General features: G+C 64.4%; 20 protein-coding genes, 1 tRNA gene, 2 pseudogenes and 1 riboswitch. Of the genes and pseudogenes, 18 read left to right on the top strand and 5 right to left on the bottom strand.

Annotation, left to right across the window (positions count from 1 at the left end; all coding sequences use genetic code 11):
- The first annotated feature begins 27 nt into the window (after positions 1-27).
- From KG088_RS15840 to KG088_RS15815, 6 genes are all read left to right on the top strand, one after another.
- Positions 28-897, top strand: a complete 870-nt coding sequence (locus tag KG088_RS15840; protein WP_213826987.1) for a DMT family transporter — start codon at positions 28-30, stop codon at positions 895-897.
- A gap of 63 nt (positions 898-960) precedes the next feature.
- Positions 961-1,860 carry an NAD(+) kinase gene (locus KG088_RS15835; protein WP_213826984.1) on the top strand — a complete coding sequence of 300 codons (900 nt, stop codon included), beginning with the start codon at positions 961-963 and terminating at the stop codon, positions 1,858-1,860.
- 19 nt (positions 1,861-1,879) lie between these two features.
- Entirely contained in the window at positions 1,880-2,866 is a 987-nt protein-coding gene (locus KG088_RS15830) for a metallophosphoesterase (protein ID WP_213827112.1), read from the top strand.
- A gap of 187 nt (positions 2,867-3,053) precedes the next feature.
- Complete coding sequence (locus KG088_RS15825) at positions 3,054-3,908, top strand: rhomboid family intramembrane serine protease (RefSeq protein ID WP_213826982.1); 855 nt, start codon at positions 3,054-3,056, stop codon at positions 3,906-3,908.
- 12 nt (positions 3,909-3,920) lie between these two features.
- Positions 3,921-4,205: a YeaC family protein gene (locus KG088_RS15820; protein ID WP_213826980.1), complete on the top strand. Its 285-nt coding sequence runs from the start codon at positions 3,921-3,923 to the stop codon at positions 4,203-4,205.
- Positions 4,189-5,043, top strand: coding sequence for a DUF2797 domain-containing protein (locus KG088_RS15815; protein WP_406565616.1), 855 nt, complete (start codon positions 4,189-4,191; stop codon positions 5,041-5,043). The genes KG088_RS15820 and KG088_RS15815 overlap by 17 nt, the downstream gene beginning before the upstream one ends.
- 42 nt (positions 5,044-5,085) lie before the next feature.
- Here KG088_RS15815 and KG088_RS15810 read toward each other — a convergent pair whose 3' ends face one another.
- Positions 5,086-6,162: a PA0069 family radical SAM protein gene (locus KG088_RS15810; protein ID WP_213826978.1), complete on the bottom strand. Its 1,077-nt coding sequence runs from the start codon at positions 6,160-6,162 to the stop codon at positions 5,086-5,088.
- 164 nt (positions 6,163-6,326) lie between these two features.
- Positions 6,327-6,551: riboswitch (cobalamin riboswitch) on the top strand.
- 144 nt (positions 6,552-6,695) lie between these two features.
- Here KG088_RS15810 and KG088_RS15805 point away from each other — a divergent pair.
- From KG088_RS15805 to KG088_RS20065, 6 genes and pseudogenes are all read left to right on the top strand, one after another.
- Positions 6,696-8,555: a TonB-dependent receptor domain-containing protein gene (locus tag KG088_RS15805; protein WP_213826976.1), complete on the top strand. Its 1,860-nt coding sequence runs from the start codon at positions 6,696-6,698 to the stop codon at positions 8,553-8,555.
- Positions 8,555-9,451, top strand: a complete 897-nt coding sequence (locus KG088_RS15800; protein WP_213826974.1) for a cobalamin-binding protein — start codon at positions 8,555-8,557, stop codon at positions 9,449-9,451. Before KG088_RS15805 ends, KG088_RS15800 begins: the two co-directional genes overlap by 1 nt.
- Positions 9,452-9,463: 12 nt before the next feature.
- Positions 9,464-10,432, top strand: a complete 969-nt coding sequence (locus KG088_RS15795; protein WP_213826972.1) for a FecCD family ABC transporter permease — start codon at positions 9,464-9,466, stop codon at positions 10,430-10,432.
- A complete protein-coding gene (locus KG088_RS15790; RefSeq protein WP_213826970.1) occupies positions 10,432-11,199 on the top strand; it encodes an ABC transporter ATP-binding protein in 768 nt (255 codons plus the stop codon). The genes KG088_RS15795 and KG088_RS15790 overlap by 1 nt, the downstream gene beginning before the upstream one ends.
- Positions 11,200-11,286: 87 nt before the next feature.
- A pseudogene (locus KG088_RS15785) lies at positions 11,287-11,469 on the top strand (cob(I)yrinic acid a,c-diamide adenosyltransferase); the annotation flags it as partial.
- Positions 11,465-11,548: pseudogene (locus KG088_RS20065) on the top strand (cobyric acid synthase); the annotation flags it as partial. The pseudogenes KG088_RS15785 and KG088_RS20065, both read left to right, overlap by 5 nt.
- Positions 11,549-11,734: 186 nt before the next feature.
- On the opposite strand, the gene KG088_RS15780 reads toward KG088_RS20065, so the two are convergent.
- The gene (locus tag KG088_RS15780) at positions 11,735-12,511 is read right to left on the bottom strand and encodes a glycerophosphoryl diester phosphodiesterase (RefSeq protein WP_213826968.1); all 777 of its coding nucleotides are present in this window, start codon (positions 12,509-12,511) and stop codon (positions 11,735-11,737) included.
- Positions 12,512-12,716: 205 nt separating this feature from the next.
- Between KG088_RS15780 and KG088_RS15775 the strand changes: the two genes are divergently transcribed.
- From KG088_RS15775 to KG088_RS15760, 4 genes are all read left to right on the top strand, one after another.
- Positions 12,717-13,286 (top strand): hypothetical protein, encoded by a 570-nt coding sequence (locus KG088_RS15775; protein ID WP_213826966.1) that lies wholly within the window; start codon positions 12,717-12,719, stop codon positions 13,284-13,286.
- A gap of 64 nt (positions 13,287-13,350) precedes the next feature.
- Complete coding sequence (locus KG088_RS15770) at positions 13,351-14,328, top strand: NADPH:quinone reductase (RefSeq protein WP_213826964.1); 978 nt, start codon at positions 13,351-13,353, stop codon at positions 14,326-14,328.
- Positions 14,329-14,456: 128 nt separating this feature from the next.
- On the top strand, positions 14,457-15,785 hold the full coding sequence (locus tag KG088_RS15765) for an aspartate aminotransferase family protein (RefSeq protein WP_213826962.1): 1,329 nt from the start codon (positions 14,457-14,459) through the stop codon (positions 15,783-15,785).
- A 3-nt stretch (positions 15,786-15,788) separates the two neighbouring features.
- Entirely contained in the window at positions 15,789-17,642 is a 1,854-nt protein-coding gene (locus KG088_RS15760; protein WP_213826959.1) for an SLC13 family permease, read from the top strand.
- Between the two features lie 99 nt (positions 17,643-17,741).
- Here KG088_RS15760 and KG088_RS15755 read toward each other — a convergent pair whose 3' ends face one another.
- From KG088_RS15755 to betI, 3 genes are all read right to left on the bottom strand, one after another.
- Positions 17,742-20,189, bottom strand: a complete 2,448-nt coding sequence (locus KG088_RS15755) for an acyl-CoA dehydrogenase (protein ID WP_213826957.1) — start codon at positions 20,187-20,189, stop codon at positions 17,742-17,744.
- Positions 20,190-20,487: 298 nt separating this feature from the next.
- Entirely contained in the window at positions 20,488-21,957 is a 1,470-nt protein-coding gene (betB, locus tag KG088_RS15750) for a betaine-aldehyde dehydrogenase (protein WP_213826956.1), read from the bottom strand.
- A gap of 11 nt (positions 21,958-21,968) precedes the next feature.
- Complete coding sequence (gene betI, locus KG088_RS15745) at positions 21,969-22,574, bottom strand: transcriptional regulator BetI (RefSeq protein ID WP_213826954.1); 606 nt, start codon at positions 22,572-22,574, stop codon at positions 21,969-21,971.
- 199 nt (positions 22,575-22,773) lie between these two features.
- On the opposite strand from betI, the gene KG088_RS15740 reads away from it, so the two are divergent.
- On the top strand, positions 22,774-23,739 hold the full coding sequence (locus KG088_RS15740; protein WP_406565615.1) for a choline ABC transporter substrate-binding protein: 966 nt from the start codon (positions 22,774-22,776) through the stop codon (positions 23,737-23,739).
- 85 nt (positions 23,740-23,824) lie between these two features.
- Positions 23,825-23,901: transfer RNA gene (locus KG088_RS15735), tRNA-Met, on the top strand.

Here is a 23,901-nt window from a genome sequence, read left to right as displayed (position 1 = left end):
CAACCTCAAAAGCCATTGGAGTTTACCGTGGGTTATCTTGTCGGTGTCACGGCACTGTGGGCCTTGTCTTTCTCGCTGATTGGGGTCTATCTGGCCGGGCAGGTCGACAGCTATTTTGCGGTACTCATCCGGGTCGTGCTGGCAATGCTGGTGTTCCTGCCCTTCCTGCGGCCGTCGCTGCTCAAGGGGCGACTGCGTCTCGCCTTGATGGGATTGGGCGCCGTCCAACTAGGGGTGATGTACATCTTCTTCTATCAGTCCTTCCTGCTGCTGTCGGTGCCAGAGGTGCTTCTGTTCACCATCTTTACGCCCATCTATGTCACCTTGATCGACGACGCCCTGTTTGGCCGCTTCACCCCCTTCCATCTTGTCACCGCGGCGCTCGCGGTCATCGGGGCGGCGGTAATCCGCTATCAGGGCATCAGCGATACATTCTGGCTCGGCTTTCTGGTCGTGCAGGGGGCCAATGTCTGCTTCGCGCTGGGGCAGGTGGGTTATCGCCGACTCTCCTCGGCATTGCCGGCCTCGCTACCTCGGCACAGCATCTTCGCCTGGTTCTACCTCGGCGCGCTGGGGGTGGCCCTACCGGCGTTCTTCGTGCTGGGGAGTGGCGAGGCATTACCCACCACCGGCATGCAATGGGCCGTGCTGGCCTGGCTGGGACTCGTGGCCTCGGGGCTGGGTTACTTCCTGTGGAACCTGGGCGCCACCCGCGTGGATGCCGGCACGCTGGCGATCATGAACAACGCCCTGATTCCCGCGGGTTTGCTGGTCAACCTGATGATCTGGAACCGCGATGCGGATATGCCACGGCTGGCGCTGGGCGGCGCGATCATCGTGTTCTCGCTGCTGGTCAACGACCGGTGGCAGCGCCATCGCACCGCGCAAGCGGCCTGACCCGGTTTGCCCGCCCGCCGGGCAAACGCCATAATGAGCGGTCGCGACGCGAGAGACCAGCGCATGGAAGTTCCCTATCATAACCCTGGGTTCAGGAATATTGGCCTGATCGGCCGCCTGGGCAGCGCCAAGGTCGTCGAGACCCTGAAGCGCCTCATCCGCTTCCTCGACGAGCGAGACTATCACGTCATCATCGAAGACAGGACCGCCACGGTCCTGCTCGATCATGGTCATCCCGAGGCCACGCGTCGTGTGCTTGGCGAGCTGTGCGACCTGGTGATTGTGGTCGGGGGTGATGGCAGTCTGCTCGGTGCCGCGCGCACGCTTTGCCATAGTGGCACCCTGGTGCTGGGCGTGAATCGCGGCAGGTTGGGCTTTCTCACCGATATCTCGCCCGATGAGATTGAAGTGCGCGTTGGCGAGGTGCTGGACGGGCGCTTCGAGCTGGAAGAGCGCTTTCTGCTCGATGCCGAGCTCTACCGCGACGGCGAATCGGTCGGCAATGGCGATGCGCTCAACGAGGTGGTCGTGCATCCGGGCAAGGCTGTGCGGATGATCGAGTTCGAGTTGTTCATCGATGACCAGTTCGTCTATAGCCAGCGCAGCGATGGCCTGATCATCGCCACGCCGACCGGCTCGACGGCCTATTCGTTGTCTGGCGGAGGGCCGATCATGCACCCCAAGCTGGAGGTCGTCACGCTAGTCCCGATGTTCCCCCATACGCTCTCGAGCCGACCCATCGCCATCGATGCCGCCAGCGAGATTCGCCTGCATATCGGCGAGACCAACCAGACCTATCCCCACATCAGCTGCGACGGCCAGACGCGCGCCGTCGCCAAACCCGACGATGTTCTGGTCATCCGCCGCAAGCCACAGCGCGTACAGCTGGTGCATCCGTTGGGGCACAACTTCTACGAGGTCCTGCGCAGCAAGCTGGGCTGGAGTAATCGCCTGGGGGACTGACGTGACGACATCGGTGAGGATCGAAGGCTACGACCTGATCGGCGACGTGCATGGCTGCGGCGCCACTCTGGCGGCGCTGCTCGAGAAGCTGGGTTACCACCAGCGCGGCGGGGTTTATCGCCATCCCCGTCGACGCGTGATCTTCCTCGGCGATTTGATCGATCGTGGTCCGCGCATCCGCCTCGCCGTCAGCATTGCGCGACGGATGGTGGAGGAGGGCGAGGCAGAGATCGTCATGGGCAACCACGAAGTCAACGCCCTGGCCTATTGTCATCGAGGCCCAGCCAGTCTTGGTCATGACTGGCTGCGCGAGCACAGTCCGCGACACAATCGCATCATCAATGAGACTTTAGCGCAGTTCCGCGATCATCCTCAGGAGTGGGAAGACGCCCTGGACTGGTTTTTGACTATCCCACTCTTCCTTGAGCACGATGGCCTGCGCGTCGTGCATGCCTGCTGGGACCAGCCGCTGATCGATGATCTGCAGCGCAACCATCCCGATGCCCGCATCAACAAGGCCTTTCTGGTCGAGTCGGTCACGCCAGGCACACGCGCCTGCCGCATTCTCGACCGGCTGACCCGCGGCACGCAGATACCGTTGCCCGAGGGCGTGCAGATTCAGTCCGGGGACGGCTTCACCCGGCGCAGCTTTCGCACCCATTTCTGGGCCCGTCAGCCGCAAACCTGGGGCGACGTCGTCTTCCAGCCCGACAACCTGCCCGGCGATCTGGAACAGCGCGCGCTGACGCGGGAGGAATCCGCCCGGCTCAGCTACTATGGTCCCGAACAGCCCCCCCTGTTCATCGGTCACTACTGGTGCGAGGGCGTGCCGGCCTTGCCGACGCCCAACATCGCCTGTCTGGACTATAGTGCCGTCAAGTTCGGCCGTCTGGTGGCCTACCGCTGGAGCGGCGAGCGTCGACTCAATGCGGATCACCTGGTGTGGGTTGGTGTCCCGAGAGAGGAGGAGGCGAGACCGCAGCCATGGGAGATCGATTTCGATTGATACAAAATGTTACGCAAATAATCTTCTCCTCGACTGAACTCCCGTCGGCTGGCGCTATCAGAGTTAGTGTTCCCTTGAATGATTCCTTGCTCTTATCCGGCGGCCCCTCCGCCGGTTTTTTTATGGTCGCTCGCTTAACGCCGATGAGCGACGCCTGTTTTTTGCCTCAACCCGCGCTGGAGTCGCCATGTACCGGGTGATTGTCCTTCCGCCGGATGCCGATGCGCGCGAGTTACGCCGCGCGCTCTGGGCGCACCGCATTGCTCATCGCGTGACCGAGGAGGCCGATGGCCAGGTGCTGTGGCTGGTTGACCCGTCCCAGCAGGAAGCGATGCTGCGTCTGCTGCATCGCTGGCAGCGCGGCGATTCGCTGATGCCTGACAAGCCGCCACCCGCGCGTCACGGCATTAATGACCTCCTGGGACCGCTGCGCCAGGCGCCGGTCAGTGCGGCCACCCTGATCGTCTGCCTGGTCGTGTTCGCCACCATGGCGGTGCTCGGCGATCTGGTCATCGCCATGCTGGCCATTGTGCCGCTGGGGGTGACCCCGACGGGGAGCCTGGCCGTCGGCACCCTGACCGAGGCGATGAGTTCCGGACAGGTATGGCGCCTACTTTCACCGGCATTTCTGCACTTTGGCTGGATGCACCTGATCTTCAACATGATGTGGCTGTGGTATTTCGGTCGCCAGGTGGAACGGCTGCAGGGCAGCCTGCGCATGCTGACGATCCTGCTGGTCGCTGGCATCGGCGCCAACCTAGCCCAGTACGCCACCGGCACGGTGTTGTTCGGCGGGATGTCGGGTGTCGATTTCGCGTTGCTGGGCTATGTCTGGCTGATGTCGCGTCGCGCCCCGCGCAGCGGCTTCTTCGTCCCGCAGATGCTGGTGGTGTTCATGCTCGGCTGGATGGTATTCACCATGACTGACATGGCGGCATGGGTCGGCTTCGGCAATGTGGCGAACGAGGCCCATCTGGGTGGGCTGGTCGTGGGCCTGTTGCTGGGCTGGTATCATTCTGGCCGAGCCCGTCAACACTCCTGAGAGAACGATGCCATGAGCGATATGACCTTCGAGCGAATGATCCAGCAGATGACCCCGGCCATCTACGCAAGCCTCAAACAGGCGGTCTCCCTGCGCAAGTGGCCGGATGGCCGCATGCTCAGCACCGAACAGACCGCGCTTTGTCTCGAGGCGGTGATGCGTTACGAAGCCGAGAACAAGGTCCCGGAGCGTGAGCGGGTCGGCTATCTCGAACGCCGCACCTGCGGGGCCGACAGCAGTGGGGCGGGGGTATCGCCGGAGATGACGGGACTGGCCCGGGATGCCGCCGGTGACTGAATTGTCGCTGATCGAGAGCGTAACGCCCCTCCAGGGTTGCCTGAGCAAGATGGCCATCGAACCGGGCGCCCCGGCTCGCTACACCCTGCGGGCCGGCGAGCATCGCCGCGATCTCAACGCTATGCTCGGCAAGCCCTTTACTTTGGAATGGACCGGTGCCATCGTCTGTACCCACTGCGGCCGGGCAACCAAGAAAAGCTTTGCACAGGGCTACTGTTACCCTTGCTTCAAGACACTCGCCCAGTGCGATACCTGCATCATGAAGCCCGAACTCTGCCACTTCTTCGAGGGCACCTGTCGCGAGCCGGCCTGGGGCGAGCGTCACTGCTTCCAGCCGCACATCGTCTATCTGGCCAATGCCTCGGACCTGAAGGTAGGCATCACACGTGGCACCCAAGTCCCGACGCGCTGGCTCGATCAGGGCGCCGTGCAGGCGTTGCCGATCCTGCGCGTTGAGACCCGACAGCAATCGGGCTTCGTTGAGGTGTTGTTCAAGGAGGAGGTCTCCGACCGCACCAACTGGCGGGCCATGCTCAAAAACGATACCGTCGGGCTCGATCTGCCTGCCGAGCGTGACCGCCTGCTGGCGCGGCTCGAGAGCGGCTTGGCCAACCTGCGCGAGCGCTTCGGTGACGACGCGATCCAGGTACTCGATGACTCCCCCGTGGCCTTCGACTACCCGGTACTCGAATACCCCACCAAGGTGGCCTCGCATAACCTCGACAAGACGCCCCACGTCTCGGGGACCCTGCTCGGCCTCAAGGGCCAGTACCTGATCCTCGACAGCGGCGTGATCAACCTGCGCAAGTACACCGGTTATGAGGTGGTGGTGAGCTGAAGGCCACGCTATCGCTCTCTCGCCATCGAGTCCACGTGGCGGTCAGTTGAATAGATCGCCCTGGGCGTGAGGGGGGCGAAAAGCGCTGACGTCCAGGCCCATCTCGCTGCGCTGGCTTATGCCCAATCGCTTGCTGGCCTTTTGAAAGCGCTGTTCCAGCAGCTCGGCGAATACACCCTCACCCCGCATGCGATGCCCGAAGCGGGCGTCGTAATCCTTACCGCCCCGACATTGCCGGATCAGGCTCATCACCTTGCCGGCACGCTCGGGGTAGTGCGTCTGCAACCAGTCCTCGAATAGCGGCGCGACCTCGTGCGGCAGGCGCAGCAGCATCCAGGCGGCGGTCCGCGCCCCGGCGTGGTGGGCGGCGTCGAGCAGGCGTTCCAGTTCATGGTCGTTGAGGCCGGGAATCAGCGGTGAGATCAGCGCCCCGACCGGCACGCCGTCGGCGCTGAGCTCGCGCATGACCCGAAGCCTTGCCTGAGGCGAGGCGGTACGCGGTTCGAGAGTGCGCTTGAGCTCGGCATCCAGGCTGGTAAGGCTGATGAAGACTCTTACCAGTCGTCGCTCGGCCATCTCGGCGAGCAAGTCGCGATCGCGCAGGATCAACGCGCCCTTGGTCACCAGCGTCACCGGATGACGGCAGGCCAACAGTAATTCGAGTATCGCCCGGGTGGTGCGGCGCTTGGCCTCGAGCGGCTGGTAACAGTCGGTGTTGCCGGACAGGTTGATGGGCCGGCAGACATAGCCCGGCTTGCAGAGCTCTTCCGTCAAGCGCTCGACGAGGCCGGTACGCGCGATCAGGCGTGTTTCGAAATCGAGCCCCGGCGACAGGTCCCAATAGGCGTGGCTGGGCCGAGCGAAACAATAGATGCAACCATGCTCACAACCGCGGTAGGGATTCAGCGAGCGATCGAAGCCTAGGTCCGGCGAGCGATTCCACGACAGTGCGCTCTTGCTCGCTTCGTCGCGCACCTCGGTGGCCAACATGGCCGGGGCTTCCGCCTGCCACCAGCCGTCGTCGACCGCTTCGCTGACGCTGGGCGCGAAGCGGTTGTGGGGATCGAAGGTGGCGCCCCGGCCCTTGCGGGCCACGCCTTTAGGGGGCGTTTGTGTCATGACAATTCCTTTTCTGGTTATGCATACAGTATAGATGCGAAGCCAGCGCATGTCAGTGCCAGGCTGGACGAGGTATTCGCCACGACAGAGGGTGGTGGGCAGCGTCGCGTTTTGGCGGTGACGCATGGTGTTGACCCTCGTTGACGGCTTGGCTGTAGGTTGCTAGGTTACGTTCTCTCTCAGGTGCTGGCGGCGGGTTGCCGCCAGTGAAACGGGAAGTCGGTGCGCCTTTACAGGCTATTCCGACGCTGCCCCCGCAACGGTGATCGAGACAAGGACGGCTACTACGCCACTGTGCTCAAGGCACGGGAAGGCAGCCGTTCGGAAAGCCAGGCTCTGTCCTGTTTCCGCTCGTCAGCCCGGAGACCGGCCCGAGAGTTCAATGCCGATTCGCGGTGGGCGACGTCGAGGCAGGGCTGGCGTCGCCGTTGTCATTCTGCTGTTTGTCCCTCCTCCTCCTCGATCCCCTGCTGCCGTCCCGGTGACAGCAACCATATTGCCGTGCGGGTGAGTACGGCGTGCAAGGGTCTCACATGAAATCCAGAACCTCCGCCCTTCCTGGCTTGGCCGCCTTCGGCCTGGCAACACTTCCGTTGGCCGTTCAGGCGCAGACCGATACCTCTGGCCAGAGCGTCGATCTCAATCCCATGGTGATCACCGCGTCGCTGGTGCCGCAAACGGCCGACGAGACCCTCGCCTCCGTGACCGTCATCGACGAGGCGACGCTGCGCCGTCAGGATCCTGTCAGTTTGTCCGATCTGCTGCGTGGCCAGCCGGGCGTGGATGTCACCACCCAGGGCAGCTTCGGCAAGCAGAGCAGCGTCTTCATCCGCGGCACCGGAAGCAATGCCAACGTACTGCTCATCGACGGCATTCGGTTGCGTTCTGCGACCACGGGTGCCGCCGCCTGGGAATTCCTCGACCCGCGGATGTTCGAGCGTGCCGAGATCGTACGGGGCCCCCGCGGCAGCCTCTATGGTGCCGATGCGGTGGGTGGCGTGGTCCAGCTGTTCACCCCGGAAGGGGAGGGCGATCCCCAGCCGCGTGTTTCCGCCGGCGGCGGCTCCTTCGATTCCCGGCGCTACAGCGCCAGCTTCTCAGGCGCAGAGGGCGGCACCCGCTACCACTTCGCCGCGAGTCGCTTCGATACCGATGGCCAACCGGTGCGCCGCGGTGGCGACGACAAGGGTTTCGACAACACTACCGGCCTGGTGAGGCTTTCGCATGCCTTCGATGGTGGGGGCGAGGTCGGCATGCTGGCGTTACGCGGTCACGGCAGCACGGAATTCGATGCGTCCGGGCCTGCCGAGGACGACTTCGTACAGCAGGTGGCCGCGGTTTATGCGCAAACCCCCGTGACGGATACCTGGGCGAGTCGCGTCACCCTCAGTGAAGCGCGCGACGAGCGCGATACGGTGGCGCCGACCTATACTTCGCTGTTCGAGAACCGGACATGGACTGCCCAGTGGAAGAACACCCTGGCGCTCGGCCAGCATGAATTGGTGCTCGGGGCCGAGTACAGCGAAGACGACCTTGGCGACAGCCAGACCTCGGGTCTGCGCTTCGACGAGGAGAGCCGCTACAACCGCGCAGTGTTCGCCCAGGGGCTTCTGGATTTCCAGCCGCTGACCACCCAGCTGAGCCTGCGCCATGATGACAACGAGGCGTTCGGCGAGGAGCTGACCGGCAGCCTGGCGCTGGGTTACGACCTGGATGACCACCATACCCTCAGGGCCAGCTACGGAACGGCCTTCCGTGCGCCCACCTTCAACGAGCTCTATTTCCCCTTCGCCGGCTCGAGCAACCCCGATCTGGATGCCGAGACCTCCGACACCTTTGAATTGGGGATCCGGGGCCAGTACAGCGCCTGGTTCTGGGATCTTGCCGCCTACCAGACAGAAGTGGATGACCTGATCGCGCCGGATGCCAGCTTCCGACCGGTCAATGTCAACGAGGCCAGGATTCGCGGCGCCGAGCTCGCCGCCGGTGCCGAGATCGACGACTGGACCCTTCAGGCGGCGCTGACCTATACCGACCCGGAAGACCACAGAACCGGTAACCAGCTGGCGCGCCGTGCCACCCAGAGCCTGCGCCTGGATGTCGATCGCGAGCTGGGGGATTGGTCGCTGGGCGCTTCCTGGATCGCCCAGAACCATCGCTACAACGATAGCGCCAACCAGCAGCGATTGCCCGGCTACGGGATCGTCAATCTGCGCGCCGGCTGGCAGTTCGCACCGATGTGGTCGCTGCGCGCCATCGTGGAGAACGTGACGGACAAGGAGTATGCCACCGCCCAGGGGACCGAGTTCGACCCCGTGACCTTCGCGAGTACTCCCTTCGACTTCATCAACACCGGGCGTGCCGCCTTCGTCAGCGTGCACTTCGGCCAGTGATGGTTATCCGACTCTCAAGGGGGCTATTGACCGGCCTGGTGTGGCTGTCGGCCTGGCTCGCCCTGCCGGCGTGGGGCGAGACCTGCGCTGTCGACGACCGCCAGCGCAAGGTCTGCCTGGAGGAACCGGCGTCGCGCATCGCCACCCTCTCGCCCGGGGCCACCGAACTGACCTATGCCGCCGGGGCCGGGGACGGGGTGGTAGCGGTGGTCTCCTACAGCAACTATCCGCCCGAGGCGAAGGAGGTCGCCTCGGTGGGCAGCCACACTCGGGTCGACCTGGAAACCCTGGTGTCGTTGCAGCCGGACCTGGTGATCGGCTGGGTGACCGGCAATCCCGCCGAGCAACTGGAGACCATCGAGGCGCTGGGCATGCCGGTGTTCTACATCGAACCGCGCGACTTCGAGGGGGTGTCGACCGCCATCGAGCGCCTGGCGCGGCTGGCGGACACCCGGGAGGAGGGCGACAGGGCGGCCCGGGCCTTCCGCGATGGCATCGCCGAACTGGCGGCACGCCATGCCGATGCCGAGGCGGTGAGCATCTTCTACCAAGTCTGGGACGAGCCGCTGATGACCGTCAATGACGCCCACCTGATCGGCAAGGTCATCAAGCTGTGCGGGGGACACAACGTCTTTGGTGAACAGTCGCGACTGGTCCCGCGCATCGACGACGAGTCGGTGCTGGACGCCGACCCCGAGGCCATAATTGCCGGTGGCATGGGCGAAGAGAATCGCGATTGGCTTGACCACTGGTCTCAGTATCCCGGCCTCACCGCGGTCGACCGCGACAACCTGTTCTTCGTGCCGCCGTCGCTGATCCAGCGACCCACCCCGCGCTTGCTCGACGGCAGCCAAATACTCTGCGAGAAACTGGAGGTGGCCCGTGCCCGGCGCTGATCGCGAGGCATCATGCGTCGCTTGACCCTGCCCCTGGCGCTGCTGCTGGCCGCCTCGCTCGCGGCGATGGGACTGTCGGCCAGCGTTGGCAGCGCCAACCTGGCGCTTGGCGAGCTATGGGCGGTACTGAGCGGCGGCGGCGATGCCCTGTCGCGCACCCTGATTCTCGAGCTGCGCTTGCCGCGTTCGTTGTCCGCCTTCGCCACCGGCGGGCTGCTGGCGGTCGCCGGTGCCCTCATGCAGGTGCTGCTGCGCAATCCGCTCGCCGACCCTTACGTGCTGGGCCTGTCCGGCGGCGCGGCGGTCGGCGCGCTGGCGGCGATGCTAGCGGGGCTCGGCGGCATGGTGATCTCCGGTTCGGCCTTCGCCGGCGCGCTGCTCTCCACGCTGCTGGTATTCGGCCTCGCCCACGGCACCGGCAGCTGGACGCCCTCGCGCCTGCTATTGACGGGCGTGGTGGTCGCCGCGGGCTGGGGCGCGGTCGTCACCCTGATGCTGGCGCTCAGCCCCGCCGAGCGCCTGCCGGGCATGCTGTACTGGCTGATGGGGGATCTCGCCTATGCCCGCACGCCCATGCCCTCGCTGCTGGTGCTGGCGCTGGTCTGCCTGCTGGGCTTTCCGCTGGGGCGCAGCCTGAACGTGCTGGCCCGCGGGCCGATGCAGGCGGCGGCGCTGGGGGTCGCGGTTCGCCCGCTGGAGTGGACGATCTATGTCACCGCCAGCCTGCTGACCGCGATGGCGGTCACCACGGCGGGGAGCATCGGTTTCGTCGGGCTGGTGGTGCCCCACATGCTGCGCCTGGTGCTGGGCAACGACCAGCGCCTGATCCTGCCCGCCTGCGCGCTGGCGGGGGGCACCCTGCTGGTGCTGGCTGATACCCTGGCGCGTACCGTGATCGCCCCCGAGCAGTTGCCAGTGGGCGTGATCACCGCGCTGATCGGCGTGCCGACCTTCCTCTACCTGCTGTACCGGAGCCGCTGATGAGCCGACTCGAGACGCGCGGCCTGGTGATCGATGTGCCCGGACGAGCGGACGGCAGAGCGCTGGATCTTTGCCTGGCGCCGGGGCAGGTGTGGGGGGTGCTGGGCCCCAACGGCGCCGGCAAGACCACCTTGTTGCAAACCCTGGCCGGGCTGCGGGTCCCGCGTGCCGGCGAGGTGGACCTGGACGGTCAGCCGTTGGCGGGCCTGCGGCGGCGGCGGGTCGCTCGCCAGCTGGGGCTGATCTTCCAGGAGCGCCAGGACGGCTTTCCCGCGACGGTGCTGGAAACCGCCTTGATCGGTCGCCATCCCTACCTGTCGGCCTGGCAGATGGAGGGGGGCGATGACGTGCGCCTCGCCGTGGCAGCGCTCGAGCGGCTGGACGTCGCGCATTTGAAAAACCGCCTGGTCAATACGCTGTCGGGGGGCGAACGCCAGCGCGTCGCCATCGCCACCGTACTCACGCAGTCGCCACAGCTATGGCTGGCCGACGAGCCCACCAACCATCTCGACCTCCACCACCAGACGTCGGTCATGACGCTGCTGGGCGAGCAGGCGGCCGCAGGCAAGGTGGTGTTGATGTGCCTGCACGACCTCAACCTGGCCGCGCGCTGGTGCGACCACCTATTGCTGCTCTATCCCGATGGCGAGGCCTGCTGGGGGCCGGCAAGCGACATGCTGGTGCCGAGTGTCCTGGAACGGCTCTATGACCAACGCCTGGCGACCGCCGAGATCGATGGCGCGCCGGTTTTCGTCCCCATGAGATAAGGTCTGTTTTCCAACTCTTTCTCACCAACTATCTACGCGGTGAGGCGCGAGTCGCTCTGGCCCTGACCCCTGAACGGGAGACGTATCATGCGAGACAACGCCAGAGACTCCGAACGCCATGCGCGGCGCATGGCGCACAAGCAGAAGATCATGCGGTCGCGTATCGATCACGCCCAGAAGGAGCAGGGCATGCTGCTGGTGCTCACCGGTCCCGGTAAGGGCAAGAGCAGCTCCAGCTTCAGCATGCTGGCGCGTGCCCTGGGTCATGGCCACACTGATGATTCAGGGCACGACCTCGGATGCCGGCAAGAGCACGATGGTCGCGGCGATATGGCGCTGTTGCAGCCGGGGCTCGACTGGCCCTTGGCGTGCCGGGCGCTTCTTAGTCGCTTGGGATTGGCGCAGCCTGGCGCTGAGGCAGTGGACTACGGTGAGCATCGCCAGCGTGAGCTGGACCGCCTGGCCGATTGCGTGGAGGCGCACCTGGACATGGCGGCCCTTACGGCGCTGCTCGACTGACGCCGCCTGCCGTGGATCAGGCGTCGGCGTTTTGGTCAGGCAGGTACTCGGTAAACAGCGCGGGATCGTCGCTGATCACGCCATCCACGCCCCAGCCCCAGAGCGGGTGGAACGCGATCGGATCGTTGGGGGTGTAACAGAACAGGGCGTAGCCGGCATCCTTGATGGCGCGGGCATCCTTCTTCTTCAGCTTGCGCCAGTTGAGATGCAGGCTGAAGGCGTCGAGCCTTTCGGCCGCTTTTCGCCAGTCGGCTGGGAGCTTGTCGTAGAGCAGGCCGATGCGCAGCAGTTCGGCATCGCGCTGGACGGCACGCGCGGCCGAAAGGGTCGGGGCATCGAAGCACGACACCACCAGTTGCTCGGCCGGCAACGCCCGCAGCGCCATGGGCAGGGCGGTGTCGACCAGCGCCTGGCCGCTGCGGCCCCGGTTGACCTTGAGCTCCAGGTTGAGCCCCATGCCGAGCGAGTCGATCAGCGCCAGCATTTCTTCCAGCGTGGCCATGGGCTCGCCGGCGTAGTCCTTGTGGAACCAGCTGCCGACGTCCAGGGCGCTTGCCCTGTCCCGCGTCAGCTTCGCCAGCTTGCCGCGGGAATTGGAGCAGCGCCTGACGCCGTTGTCATGCCAGATCACCGGCGTACCGTCGCCGAGCAACTGTACATCGAGCTCGACCCAATCGCAGCCGGCCCGCTTGGCCCCACGAACGGCGGTCAGGGTGTTCTCCGGTGCCCGGGCCGAAAGGCCGCGGTGGGCAATGGTACGCGGCAGGGCGTTGGCGGTCGTGGCGTGCGGCATACAAGCGGTTCCCTCGGTGCGGATAACTTGCGAATTAAGGTGCGATAGACAAGGGTCGAGTTTGTGTCTGAAAAATGACAAACGTATGAATGTCGCAAAGGCGCTGTCTCCTCACCCGTGGACAACGTGGCCGCCACGCCAGCGAGATGAGGTTATGCTAGGCTTCGCGCCGAACGTGATCATAACGAGATCAAAGGATAGCGCAATGAACGTATTGCATGTCACCGACGAGGCCAACCGCGATGCTTGCCTGGCACGGTTGTGTGCCGAACATTACGGCCAGGCGGCGGGGTTGGCGCCGCTGGTGACATTTGCCGGCACCCGTCGGGTGCTGTTTGTCGAACAGGCCGCGCGCCTGCTGGCACTGGTGAACGCCGAGGGAACACCGCTGGCGCTGGCCTTGCTGGTGTTGGATGAGACCGGCGAGGGCATGACGCTGACCCTGGCCTGCAGCCTTACCGAGAACGACGAGCCCCGCTGTCGGCTGATCGGCGAGCTGGCGCTCAAGGCGCCGCTGCGAGTGAGCGCCGCCGATGCCGAGCAGGAGGCATTCTATCGCCGCTGTGGCATCACCCGCTGGCTGACTGGAGGTGACGGCGAGCGTATCGGCGTGGCATCTCGCCATCCCGCCGAACGTCTTGATGAGCTCACCGCGACCTTGCGGGTCGATGACGATGTCGTGCTACGCCACTTCAAGCATGATCCCAGGATGTTCGAGAACGAAAAGCGTCGCTTTGTCGATGGCCTGGAAGCGTTCCCCGACACCCTCACTTGACCGCCGGGGCGTTCAGCGTTTGGATAGCGCATGATCTCCCGTTAACTATCCAAGGAAGCGCTTCATGGCCAAACGCATTCAATTCGCCCGCACCGGTGGGTCCGAGGTTCTCGAACTCGTCGACGTCGCGCCCTCCGAGCCCGGCCCTGGCGAGGTCCGGGTGAAGAACGAGGCGATCGGTCTGAACTTCATCGACATCTATTTCCGCACCGGCCTGTATCCCGCCCCCTCGCTACCTTCTGGACTGGGGACCGAGGGAGCCGGCGTGGTGGATGCGGTGGGCGAGGGCGTCACGCACCTCAAGACGGGGGACCGCGTTGCCTACGCGCAGGGCCCGCTGGGCGCCTACGCCGAATTTCATAACCCGCCCGCCGACAAGGCCGTGGTGCTGCCGGTTGCCGTCGATTTCGAGACCGCCGCTGCCTGTCTGCTCAAGGGCCTGACCGTGCATTACCTGCTGCGTCTGACCTGTCCGCTGAAAGGTGGCGAGACGATTCTCTTTCACGCCGCCGCCGGGGGTGTGGGTTCGATCGCCTGCCAATGGGCCAAGTCGCTGGGCGTGAAGCTGATCGGTACCGTGAGCTCGCCCGAGAAGGCGGCCCTCGCCGAGAGGAATGGCGCCTGGGCGACCATCGACTACACTCGCGAGGACGTGGCCGAGCGGGTGCGCGAGTTGACGAATGGCGAGATGTGCGACGTGGTCTATGACTCGGTGGGTAAGGATACCTGGGAGCTCTCCCTGGACTGCCTGAAACCCCGCGCGTTGATGGTCAGTTTCGGCAATGCCTCGGGGCCGGTGGACGGCGTCAATATCGGTATCCTGAACCAGAAGGGCTCGCTCTTCGCCACCCGCCCGAGCCTCAACGGCTATGCCGATACTCGCGAGCGCCTGGAAATGATGGCCAACGACCTCTTCGCCATGCTGGAGAGCGGCAAGGTAACGATCGACATCGCCCAGCGCTACCCGCTAGCGGAGGCGGGCAAGGCACAGGATGCCGTGCAGGGCAGAAAGACGACCGGGTCCACCATCCTCTTGCCCTGATCCCTCGGCTCTCATTCAAGGAAGGTGGTATGCGTGGCTCACGATGGCGGGTTTATTTCCCGCCATTGGCAAGCCACTATCATGGGAAAGAACAACGCGCATGGAAGTGAACAGTTCGGGAGAGTGTCATGAGCCACGTATTCCACCGCAACCTGACGCAACGCTATCCGATGGCCGTCAAGGGGCAAGGGCCCTACCTGATTGACAGCCACGACAAACGCTACCTGGATGCCAGTGGCGGTGCCGCGGTATCCTGCCTTGGCCACAGCGATGCCGACGTCATTGAAGCTATTCGCCATCAGGTAGGTCAGCTGGCTTATGCGCACACGTCCTTTTTTACCACCGAGCCGATGGAGGCCCTCGCCGACCATCTCGTCGCGCGCGCGCCCGAGGGGCTGGAGTCGGTGTATTTCGTCTCGGGAGGGTCGGAGGCGATCGAGGCGGCGCTGAAACTCGCCCGCCAGTACTTCATCGAGATCGGCCAGCCCGAGCGCAAGCACCTGATCGCCCGGCGTCAAAGCTATCACGGCAATACTCTTGGCGCCTTGGCCACGGGCGGCAATGAATGGCGGCGTCGCCAGTTCGAACCCCTGCTGATCAATGTCAGTCATGTCAGCCCCTGCTATGCCTATCGCGGCCTGCGACCGGGCGAAACCCTGGAAGGGTACGCCATTCGCCTGGCCGCTGAGCTCGAGGAGGAGATCCAGCGCCTGGGGCCGGAGAACGTGATGGCCTTCGTGGCCGAGCCGGTGGTCGGGGCGACCCTGGGTGCGGTGACGGCGGTTCCAGGTTATTTTACTCGGGTGCGCGAGGTCTGTGATCGTCACGGCGTCCTGCTGATCCTCGATGAGGTGATGTGTGGCATGGGTCGCACCGGTACGCTCTTCGCCGCCGAGCAGGAAGGCGTGACGGCGGACCTGATCACCGTTGCCAAGGGGCTCGGTGCCGGCTATCAGCCGATCGGCGCCACCCTGGTCAGCCGTCGAATCCATGACGCTATTGCCAATGGTTCGGGGTTCTTCCAGCACGGCCATACCTATATCGGCCATGCGACGGCCTGTGCCGCGGCCCTGGCCGTGCAGCACGCCATCGAGGCGCGCCAACTCTTGCCGCAGGTGACGCGCCTGGGAGACGGACTGCACGAGCGTCTGGTCGAGCGCTTCGGTTCACACCCGCATATCGGCGACATTCGAGGGCGAGGCATGTTCCGGGGTATCGAACTGGTCGAGGATCGCGACAGGAAGCAGCCCTTCGATCCCGAACGCAAGCTTCATGCGAGGATCAAGAAAGCCGCCATGGAGCATGGCCTGATGTGCTACCCCATGGGAGGGACACTCGATGGACGGACCGGCGATCATATCCTGCTGGCGCCGCCCTTCATCCTCGAAGAGTCTCATCTGGACGAGCTTACCGACAAGCTCGACCACGCCGTACGCGATGCGTTGGGACGCTTGTGAAGCATGTCGGCTAACTGGCCGTTCCTGTCGGACAGCGCACTGGTCTTCATTCTTCTGGGGCTGACACTGGCCGCCTTCGTCTGGGGGCGCTTCCGCTTCGACCTGGTGGCGCTCTCTGCGCTACTGGGAGGCGTCATGCTGGGGCTGGTGCCGGCCGATGAGGCCTTCATGGGGTTTGGCCATCCGGCGGTGATCACGGTGGCGGCGGTGCTGGTGTTGAGTCGTGGTTTCGAACGCTCCGGCGTGGTCGACATGATCGCCGAACAGGTGCTCAAGGCGGGCGACCGTCTCCTTCTGCAATTGCTGGTACTCACCGGCACCGTCGCAGTGCTGTCGGGGATCATGAACAATGTCGGCGCCCTGGCGCTGCTGCTGCCCGTGGCGATGCGTATGGCCAGGGAGCATGACGCCTCGCCCTCGCTGCTGCTGATGCCGCTGGCCTTCGGGTCGTTGCTCGGCGGCTTGACCACGCTGATCGGCACCCCGCCCAACATCATCATCGCCACCTATCGCGAATCGGTCACCGGGGAGGCGTTCGAGATGTTTTCCTTCTCGCCGGTGGGGGCGGTGGTCGCTGGTGTCGGCCTGGCTTTTATCCTGCTGTTCGGGTGGCGGTTGACGCCACAACGCGCCGGCAAGGCCTCCCGGGAAGAGATGTTCGATACGGCGAGCTATCTTTTCGAGGTGCAGGTCGGCAAGGACGCTAAAGCGGTGGGCTGGACGCTGCCTGACCTGCATGCGGCGCTGGAGGAAACCATTCCGGTGCTGGCCGTGGTACGCGATGGTCGGCAACGCGCGGGACATGCCTTTCACGGTAGCCTGCGCGAGGGCGATGTGCTGCTGGTGGAAGCCGGTCCCGAAGAGATGAAGCAGCTCGAGGACAAGACGGGACTCCTGCTCAGTGCCAAGTCGGACGAAGATGACGAGGTGAACGACGTCGGGAAGCCGGCCGATGATGAAGGCGACGCACAGGAGCCACGCAACAAGATCGTCGATACCGAGGAGCTACAGCTGATCGAAGGCGTGGTACGCAACGACTCCATGATGATCAACCGGACCATCAGCCAGCTGCGCCTTCACAACCAGTTCGGCCTGCATCTGGTGGCAGTGGCGCGCGATGGGGGCCGTCTCAAGCAGCGTCTCCACGATATCCGCTTTCGCGCTGGCGATGTGCTGTTGCTGCAGGGCGGGGTCAGCGACATTTCCGAGAGCCTGGCCACCCTGGGCTGCCTGCCACTGGCCAACCGGAACCTGAGCCTTGGCCACCCGCGCCTGCTGATGGTCTCGATCGGTATCTTCGCCATCGCCATTCTAGTCATGCTGCTTGACCTGCTGCCAGCCGCCGTGGCGCTTGCCACGGCGGCTCTGGTGTCTCTGTTGGTGGGGGTGCTGCCACTTCGCGAGGGTTATCAGGCCATCGACGGGCCGGTAATCGTTCTGCTGGGAGCCATGCTGCCGGTCGGCAAGGCGCTTGAAACCAGCGGTGGGGCGGCGCTTATCGCCGACGCGATGCTGGCACTGGGCAGTGATTGGCCGGTGATGATGACGCTCGCCGGGCTCTTTATTCTTTCGATGCTGCTTTCCAACGTGATCAATAATGCCGCGGCGGCGTTGTTGATGGCGCCGATTGCCGCCAGCCTGGCCAGCGGGTTCAATGCTTCACCGGACCCCTTCCTGATGGCCGTCGCCGTCAGCGCCTCCTGTGCCTTTCTCACGCCCATCGGCCATCAGTCCAATACGCTGGTAATGGGCCCGGGCGGCTACCGCTTCGGGGATTACTGGAAGCTCGGCCTGCCCCTGTCGCTAGTCGTGCTGGTTGTTGCCGTCCCGATGATTCTGTTGGTCTGGCCGCTCTGAGGTGGCTTCCTGGCCGTGCTTCTTGAGATGGTGAACAGCAAAGCGCCCAGGCATTGCCTGGGCGCTTTGGGCTGGCGAAACACGGTCAGGCAGCCGGGATCATGCTGCATTGTGGCGCAGGATGTTGGCCTTGTCGGTGGCGAACTCGTCGTAGTCGAAGTCATCAACGCTGAGCAGCTCCAGTACTTCGGCTTCGCGCTCGCGCATGAAGATGGCGTCGTCCTCGCTGATCAGGCCCGCGGCCAGCGCGGCTTCCACGCGCTGCTCGGGGTGCAGGGCCTGTGCCGGTATGGCGCCCTTGGCATGGGCCTTGTTGACGGTACGGTAAAGGGCTTCGGCGCGCTCCTGGGTGGCGAGAAGGGCATTGTAATGCGCTAGTGGATTGTCACGCGTGCCATCATTTTGCTGCCAGGTACCCTCCAGGAGGTAGCGACGCAGAACGGTATCACGTGACACGGCCTGGGCGATCTCGCGGGCCAGATCGTCGTGGGGGCGCTTCCAGCGTCGGCCGGCAGGCATCACCAGGACACGTAGCAGACGGCCCAGGGCTCGGTTGGGCAGGTTGTCGAAGACTTCATCGAAGGCTTGCTCGGCGCGCTCCAGCAGGTAGGTACAGCCGTAATGTAACAGCGCTGCCTCGCCCTCGACCTTGTCGCCCTCATGCCAGCCCTTGAGGGTCATCGATGCCAGATAGAGATTGGAGAGCACATCGCCCAGGCGCGCCGAGAGCATCTCGCGCTGCTTGAGGGAAGAGCCGAGACTTGCCATGGCGGCATCGGCGCAGAGGCCGAAGCCGGCAGAGAGCCTGGCGACGTCCCGGGCGTAAGGCGCAGCAGTGGTGTCGAAGGGCGTGCTTGGCCTGCCCAGGCCCAGCCCCTGGGTGAGGGCGCGGGCGGCATTGCCTAAGACCAGGCCGGCATGGGCGAAGAAGGCGTGGTCAAAGGCCTCGAGATTGTCGGCGTCCTTGGCGGCCAGTTCCTCGAGCACGTAGGGATGGCAGCGAATGGCGCCCTGGCCGAAGATCATCAGGTTGCGAGTCATGATGTTGGCGCCTTCCACGGTGATCGCCACCGGGTTGGCGCTATAGCCGATGCCCAGGTAATTGCGCGGCCCCAGGGTGACGGCCTTGCCGCCGTGGATATCCATGGCATCGCTCAGGATCAGCCGCTGGAATTCGGTGAGCTGGCTCTTGAGAATTGCCGAGGGCACCGCCGGCTTCTCGCCATGATCGATGGTGTTGGCGGTCTGGTAGACCGCAGAGCGGGCGATGTACGCCAGGGCGCTCATGCGTGCCAAGGGCTCCTGCACGCCTTCCATTTCCGCTACGGGGACGTTGAACTGGCGACGGATACGCGCGAAGCCGCCGCTCCATCCAACGGCGTAGCGAGCGGTGCCGGTGGCGCCGGAGGGTAAGGTGATACAGCGGCCGACGGAGAGGCACTCGACCAGCATGCGCCAGCCCTGGCCGATCATCTCGTTGCCGCCGATGATGGTGTCGAGCGGCACGAAGACATCCCTGCCCTTGATCGGACCGTTGAGGAACGGGCTGCCGATGGGGTGATGGCGGCGCCCAATCTCCATACCCTGGGTGTCACGCGGAATCAGCGCCAAGGTGATGCCGCGGTCCTCCTCGTCGCCAAGCAAGTGCTCGGGATCGAAGAGACGGAAGGCCAGCCCGACCACGGTGGCGATGGGAGCCAGGGTGATCCAGCGCTTCTCGAAATTCAGCCTGAGGCCCAGTACTTCCTCGCCATCGATCATCTGCCGGCAGACCACGCCGGTATCGGGCAGCGAGGTGGCGTCACTGCCGGCGCGCGGACCGGTGAGGCCGAAGCAGGGAATCTCGCGGCCATCGGCCAGACGGGGCAGATAGTGGTCCTTCTGCGCTTGTGTGCCGTACTTGAGCAGCAGTTCGCCCGGTCCCAGCGAGTTGGGCACACCGACGGTAACCATCAGTGTCTCGCTGACCGAGAGTTTCTGCAGCACCAGCGACTGGGCCTTGGCGGAAAAGCCCAGGCCGCCATACTGCTTGGGAATGATCATGCCGAAGAAGCCTTCGCGCTTCAGGAAGTCCCAAAGCTCCTGGGGCAGGTCCGCCCGCTCCTTGGCGATTTCCCAGGCGTTGCACATGCCGGCGGCGACGCTGCACTGGGTGTCGAGGAAGGCCTGTTCTTCCCTCGAGAGCCCCTCGTCTTCGACGCCAAGCAGCCGATCCCATGCCGGGCGTCCGGAGAACAGTTCACCGTCCCAGGCGACGGTGCCGGCCTCGAGTGCCGTGCGTTCGGTATCCGATACCTTGGGGGCGACCTTCTTGAAGGTGGCGAACAGCCGTGGCGACAGCCAGCGGCGGCGCAGCGCCGGCAGGCCTGCGGCGGCGATGGCAACGGCGCCGAGCAGCAGGATAGCGCCGGATACCGGTGCGCCGGTGATCAGACCGATCAGGCCGAGAACGGCCAAAACGCCGATCGCGGGCAAGGCGCCGGCTTCACGCCGCATGACCGCCAGCAGGCCGGCCACCGCGAGTAGGAACAGGATCAAGGTGAGCATCGAAGGTCTCCTTCGTAATGAAGTTGAATCATGACACGTTCGAACGAGGCGTTTGGTACAGTTGGTTTCGGATAGTTGGTTTCGAACGGTTGTTTGAATTCTTGCAGATTAGCCCATTGTTCTGCAATTGACCATGCAGGATATTGATTCCGTCTCAACGCAAACGCCCCGCGTCGGCAGTCAGCCGACGCGGGGCGTGGAGGTTCGGTTCCGATAAGTCCGGCGGAACTCGCCGCTCAGGCCAGGCGCCGTTGCGTTGCCTGTCTCGCCGGCGTGCCATTGGGGGCAGGGGGTCTCCTTAGAACACCGACTCGAAGGGGCCCATCTCGATCTGCACCGACTTGGTCTGGGTATAGTGGGCCAGAGTCTCGACGCCGTTCTCGCGGCCTACGCCGGACTGCTTGACGCCGCCCACCGGCATTTCGGCCGGTGACTCCCCCCAGGTGTTGACCCAGCAGATGCCGGCCTCCAGCTGGTGAATGGTGCGGTGGGCGCGATTCAGGCTCTCGGTGAAGACCCCGGCGGCCAAGCCGTAATGCGTGTCGTTGGCGCGCTTGATCACCTCGGCTTCCTCGTCGAAGGCAAGAAGCGTCATCACCGGGCCGAAGATCTCCTCGCGCACGATTCGCATGTCGTCGGTGCAATCGGTGAACACCGTGGGTGCCGCCCAGGCCCCTTTCGCGAAGTCGCCCTGATCCCAGGCCTCGCCACCGACCAGCACCCGGGCGCCTTCCTGCTTGCCCAGCGTGATGTAGCCGAGCACCTTGGCCTGGTGCTCGAAGCTGACCAGCGGGCCGAAGTTGACGCTGGGGTCGTTCGGGTCGCCGGCCCTGATGCGTGCTACACGCTCGCTGATTCGTGCTTCGAAGGCGTCCTTCACGGAGCGTTCCACGAAGACCCGTGTGCCGTTGGTACAGATCTGCCCACTCGAATAGAAGTTGGCCATCATGGCGGCATCCGCGGCACGGTCGAGGTCGGCATCGGCGTAGACGATCAGCGGCGACTTGCCGCCAAGCTCCATGGTCACGTCCTTGAGGGTCGAACCACCGGCGGCGGCCATGACCTTCTTGCCGGTCCCCACCTCGCCTGTGAACGTGACCTTGTCGATGCCCGGATGCTCGGTGAGCATCTGGCCGACACGGCCGTCGCCGTGCACGACATTGAAGACGCCATCGGGCAGACCGGCCTCGGTGAAGATCTCGGCCAGCACCATGGCGGTGAGGGGGGTGACTTCGCTGGGCTTGAAGACCACGGCGTTGCCGGCCGCCAGCGCCGGGGCAGCCTTCCAGCAAGCGATCTGGAAGGGGTAGTTCCAGGCGCCAATGGCCCCGACCACGCCGAGCGGCTCGCGGCGAGTGTAGACGAAGGAGTCCTCACGCAGCGGGATCTGGGTGCCCTCGATGGCCGGTGCCAGGCCGGCGTAGTACTCCAGCGCATCGGCGCCGGTGACGATGTCGACCGCCGCGGTCTCGCTGATCGGCTTGCCGGTATTGCGGGTTTCGAGCTCGGCGAGCTCATCGTTGCGCTCTCTCAGGAGCGCCACGGCACGGTTGAGGATGCGACCCCGCTGCATGCCGGTCATGGCCGCCCAGTGGCGCTGACCGCGGCGTGCCGCGGCGACGGCGTCGTCGACATCGGCTTCGGCAGCTTGCTGCACGGTGGCGAGATGGCTGCCGTCAAAAGGGTTGGTGATGGCGAAGGTCTCGCCGGAGCTGGCAGCTATCCGGCATCCGTCGATGAAAAGGGTCTGTAGGTCTAGAGTTGCCATTGAGGCCTCCTTCAGAAATTTGGCGTGGTTTGGTTGCCATCAAGCAGCTTATCCAGTGTGGCATGGGCCAGAAATCGTGCCTGCGTGGCATCCAGGCCCTCGGGGGTCAGGGCGCCGCGCAGCCAGAGGCCATCGATCATCGCCGCAAGACCACGCGCCGCCTGGCGGGCTTGGTCGCGTGGCATCAGGCGGCAGAACTGGTTGCTCAGGTTTGAATACAGACGCCGATCGTTCACCTGCTGCAGTCGCTGGAGCCGTGGCGCGTGCATGCTGCTGGCCCAGAATGCCAGCCAAGTCTTGGCCACTGGCCCGGTGACCTGGCTGCGATCGAAGTTGCCGTCGATGATGGCCCCCAGATGCGCGCGGGGGCTGGGGGCCTCCAGCGACCGTCGCCTGGCGGCCACGGCCTCACCCAGATCGTGAAGGATCTGGCGCATCGTCGCTTCGAGCAGGCCATCCTTGCCGCCGAAATAATGACCGATGATGCCGGCAGAGACACCGGCATGGCGGGCGATGCGCATCACCGTGGTATCGGCCAGCCCGACTTCATCGATGGACATCATGGTCGCCCTGATCAGCTGCTGACGACGGATGGGTTCCATTCCAACCTTGGGCACCCTGCAGGCTCCTTCGTTAGGTATTCGTCTTGCCACCACACCCACTGGCATGGTTACCATAAGGTCAGCTTGCCATTTCTTTATTGAACGTTCAATCAATAAAAACTGCCTGTAGTGCGATGGCTGGTCGGTGTCGATCGTGACGCCGCAATGACGTTTTGAGCTACTTGAGACGATGATCCATTCGAGGGGAATCCAGATGAACAAGACAACCATGCAACGTCAGATGAGCCTTGCCCTGAGCGCTGTGGCCTTGGGACTTGTGGCAACGCCGTTGATGGCTGACGTGCCGGAGCAATGCGAAACCGTGCGCTTCGCCGAAGTCGGCTGGACCGACATCACGGCCACGACAGCCCTGGCGACCGAGGTTCTCGAGGCCATGGGCTACGAGACGCGCATCGATACGGTTTCGGTGCCCATCGCCTACCAAGGCATGAAAAATGACGACTTCGATGTCTTCCTGGGCAACTGGATGCCCTCAATGGCATCGATCAGTGATCCCTACGTCGAAGAGGGTGATGTCGACCGCCTGGGTGCCAATCTCGAGGGTGCCAAGTACACCCTGGCGGTTCCGCAGTATGTCCACGATGCTGGTGTCACCTCGGTCGAGGATCTCGTCGAGCATGCCGAGCAGTTCGAAAGCCGGTTGCATGGCATCGAGGCCGGCAACGACGGCAACGAGCTGATTCAGCAGATGATCGACGACGATGCCTTCGACCTCGGCGATTGGGACCTGGTCGACTCCAGCGAGGCGGGCATGCTCGCCGAGTTGAGCGCGCGGGTGCCGCGCGAGAAATGGATGGTGTTTCTTGGTTGGGAACCACACCCCATGAACACCAACTTTGACATGGCCTACCTTGAAGGTGCCGGCGACTATTTCGGCCCCGATCTGGGCGGTGCGACTGTGTATACCAACACCCGCGGCGGCTATGTCGAGGAGTGCGGTAACGTTGGCACCTTGCTCGAGAATCTCGAATTCACCCTTGAGATGGAAAACCAGCTGATGGCGACGATCATGGACGACGGCGCCGACCCACGCGACGCGGCACGTGACTATCTTCAGGCTAATCCCGAGGTCCTCGAGACCTGGCTGGACGGCGTGACTACCCTGGAGGGTGAGCCAGCCCTGCCAGCGGTCAAGCAGGCGCTTGATATCGAGGCGTGAGCGGACGCATAGGCTTGCCTTGGCGCGTGCCCGCGTGCATAATCTGTCTCCGTTGCCCGGCCATGGCCGGGCAACGTGTTGATAAGGCTACGTAGCTCAGCTGGTTAGAGCACATCACTCATAATGATGGGGTCCCCTGTTCGAATCAGGGCGTAGCCACCA

Origin of the sequence: Halomonas jincaotanensis (assembly GCF_018448785.1) — a bacterium.
Taxonomy (GTDB): domain Bacteria; phylum Pseudomonadota; class Gammaproteobacteria; order Pseudomonadales; family Halomonadaceae; genus Halomonas; species Halomonas jincaotanensis.
The sequence above is the reverse complement of the archived record's forward strand: the minus strand, read 5'-3'. Positions and strand labels throughout refer to the sequence as shown.